Genomic DNA, 2,768 nt, shown 5'->3' with positions numbered 1-2,768 from the left:
GGTGCTTGTAGCCCTTGGAAATCAAGGGTCAATATGGTTTCAACGAATAGTTACGCGCACCTTAGCCCGGATAATGTCTTGGCTGAAAAAAACATTGGGCAGGTTCTGCTGAAACAAAAATTCTATTTCACATTGCTGAAGACGCTACCCGAAAAGCCGGAACCACCGTGCGGTAAGCGGGTGGCGACCTTTTCCCAGACTGAGCTAAATGATGAAGTTATAGTGGGACAAATCTTGAGCGCATACTCGCCATCGCTGTCAGCCGCTATTGTTTATGATTTTAACATTGTTGGTTTGTGGCGCACCTGATACATAGTAAGATTATCGGCTTTCATCCAGGCAAGATAGATCCAACAATGGCAATAAACTGGTATCCCGGCCATATGCATAAGGCCAAAAAAGAGATCCGTGAAGTGATACCAAAGATGGATCTGATTATTGAGGTGCTGGATGCCAGGCTTCCGTTTAGCAGTGAGAATCCGATGGTTGCATCCCTGCGCGGGGACACCCCCTGCATCAAGATGCTTAACAAGAGTGATCTGGCGGATCCGGCGGTGACCCAACAATGGCTAGACCATATCAACCACACTTCCGGCATGAAGGCCATTGCCGTCAATCTGAAACAACCGGACAAAATTCGCAGCGTTCTGGCGATGGCCCCCGCCATGGTCCCTGAACGAAATCTGGAGGTCAGCCAGCTAAAGGCCATCATTCTTGGCATCCCCAATGTGGGCAAATCCACCACCATTAATATCCTGGCCAGCCGGACGGTGGCCAAAACCGGTAATGAGCCGGCGGTCACCAGACAGCAGCAGAGAATCAAACTGCCCAATAATATTGTCTTGCTGGACACTCCCGGCTTTCTCTGGCCAAAGCTTGAGCCCCGGGATTGCGGCTATCGTCTGGCCATCAGCGGAGCCATCAAAAGCACGGTGATTGAATTTGAAGACGTTGCCATGTATCTGGCCGAGTACATGATGCAATATTATCCGGATGCGCTCGTGCAGCGTTACCAGCTTAAGGACATCCCGCACACCGGAATCGAGCTGTTTGACAGAATCGGCCAGCGGCGGGGCTGTATGCGCCGGGGGGGCATTGCCGATACCCATAAGGTTGCGGAAATTCTGATCAATGAGTTCCGGGATGGCCAGCTGGGCCGGATTACCCTGGAAACACCGGACATGATTGCAGACCATGGCAGCCGCAAAAGCGGCGAGGGAAGCTGAAAAGGCTGGCAAATAACCAGCTTGAACAGACACTGGGGTTTGGACAATGTTAACCTCTTTATATTCACAATATTCACAATATTCACCCCATTAAACTGGACTACAGGAAAATAATGACGATGAAAAAGTTGTTATTGGTACTTATGTTTATATTCCCGATGATGGCTTTTGCCAAAGCAACGGACAGCGCTGATAATGCCAGTCGGTTCCGGGAAGGGACCCATTATGAAGTCGTTACCGGGCTTGCCCCTGTTACCAGACCAACCCTGACCGAGCTATTTTCTATTTACTGCGGAGGCTGCTATCAGTGGGAGAAAGGACCACTGATTACCCTGAAAGGTTGGCTGAGTCAGCAGGATATTGTGTTCAAACAGGCGCACATAAATTTTATGGGTACCTATGCCAAACAGGCTACCCTGGCACTGGCCATGACCCGGGGCACACCACGCCATAACGCCGTCAAACAGGCGCTGTTCCATCGCCTTCATGTGGAACGCAGGGGCGACTGGCGAAATGATGCGGACTTCTTCCAGACCCTGGAAAAGGCTGGACTGAAACAGTCTGACTTCGAGGCGAACCAGAATAACCTGATGGTCATGAGGACAGTACTGGACTGGAACCAGTATGGCGAACACGTTCAGGCCGTTCCCGGCTTTATGGTGAATAACCGTTACCTCATCAACATGGGCAGCTTGAAATCCCATGACGACCTGAACGCGCTGATCACCTACCTGACCAAACTTCCTTTGGAAGAGGCACAATAAACCAGCACCGATGGCTTTTTGGTCACCCAGCCGGAAAGCCAGCGGTAATTTCGCGAGGGAACCGACCATTGGCTGCTGAACAAAACTCCCATAGCCTCTTGCACCGTTTGCAACACAGCCCCCTGCAAACCATCCATGGCTGGCAAAATTTACGGGGCACCTGGCTTATTATGTTTGCCACCACGCTCTTTATGGAGCTGTCCGCCCTGGGCTTTCAGTACATTCTGCTTATGGACCCCTGCGAGCGCTGTGTCTATCAGCGGCTCGCCGTGCTGGTGTTGATGACTGCGCCATTGGTTATCATCATTTCACCGGCCAATCGGTTGTTAAGAATCACAGGCTACACGCTCTGGATCGCTGGCGCACTGTATGGGCTGCAAGAGGCCATTGCGCAAACGGGAAACTACGCCGGGTTTAATCCCTTTTCTGCCAGCTGCAGCTTCCGCCCGGTCTTCCCTTTCGACCTGCCTCTCCATGAATGGTGGCCCGCCCTGTTTATGCCCACCGGACTTTGTGGTACCGATGACTGGACCCTGCTTACCCTGAACATGGCACAGTGGATGGTGGTGATTTTCTCAATTTATTTGCTGGCGGCAGCAATCTGTATTATCAGCTTCCTGTATGCCACGCTATTCAGGAAGCCATAAGTGACTCTGCATCGGTTGCAAAAATCGATGCCTTCCCTCCGGGAGGCTGTCCGAGAATAGCGCCCGTAGCGAGGACGGCAGAAAATTGAGGATAAAAAGTCGGAAATTTTTAGACCAATTTGCTGCCACCG

Annotated in this window: 4 protein-coding genes; all 4 read left to right on the top strand. The window is 51.5% G+C overall.

From position 1 onward, the window contains the following. Positions 1 to 309: hypothetical protein (locus KDK14_RS07310; protein WP_257264397.1), on the top strand; the 309-nt coding region annotated here is incomplete at its 5' end. 74 nt (positions 310 to 383) lie between these two features. Further along, positions 384 to 1,226 carry a ribosome biogenesis GTPase YlqF gene (gene ylqF / locus KDK14_RS07305; RefSeq protein WP_257264395.1) on the top strand — a complete coding sequence of 281 codons (843 nt, stop codon included), beginning with the start codon at positions 384 to 386 and terminating at the stop codon, positions 1,224 to 1,226. A 119-nt stretch (positions 1,227 to 1,345) separates the two neighbouring features. After that, positions 1,346 to 1,990, top strand: a complete 645-nt coding sequence (locus KDK14_RS07300; RefSeq protein WP_257264394.1) for a thioredoxin domain-containing protein — start codon at positions 1,346 to 1,348, stop codon at positions 1,988 to 1,990. 68 nt (positions 1,991 to 2,058) lie between these two features. Next, positions 2,059 to 2,637, top strand: coding sequence for a disulfide bond formation protein DsbB (dsbB, locus tag KDK14_RS07295; protein WP_257264393.1), 579 nt, complete (start codon positions 2,059 to 2,061; stop codon positions 2,635 to 2,637). The last annotated feature ends 131 nt before the right edge of the window (positions 2,638 to 2,768 follow it).

The organism is Endozoicomonas sp. ONNA2 (assembly GCF_024606365.1).
Taxonomy (GTDB): Bacteria; Pseudomonadota; Gammaproteobacteria; order Pseudomonadales; family Endozoicomonadaceae; genus Endozoicomonas.
The sequence above is the reverse complement of the archived record's forward strand: the minus strand, read 5'-3'. Positions and strand labels throughout refer to the sequence as shown.

What these genes read in the sequence shown, in the direction of transcription:
- KDK14_RS07300 (WP_257264394.1), top strand. Translation starts at nt 1,346, where the DNA reads ATGAAAAAGTTGTTATTGGTACTTATGTTTATATTCCCGATGATGGCT.
- ylqF (WP_257264395.1), top strand. Translation starts at nt 384, where the DNA reads ATGCATAAGGCCAAAAAAGAGATCCGTGAAGTGATACCAAAGATGGAT.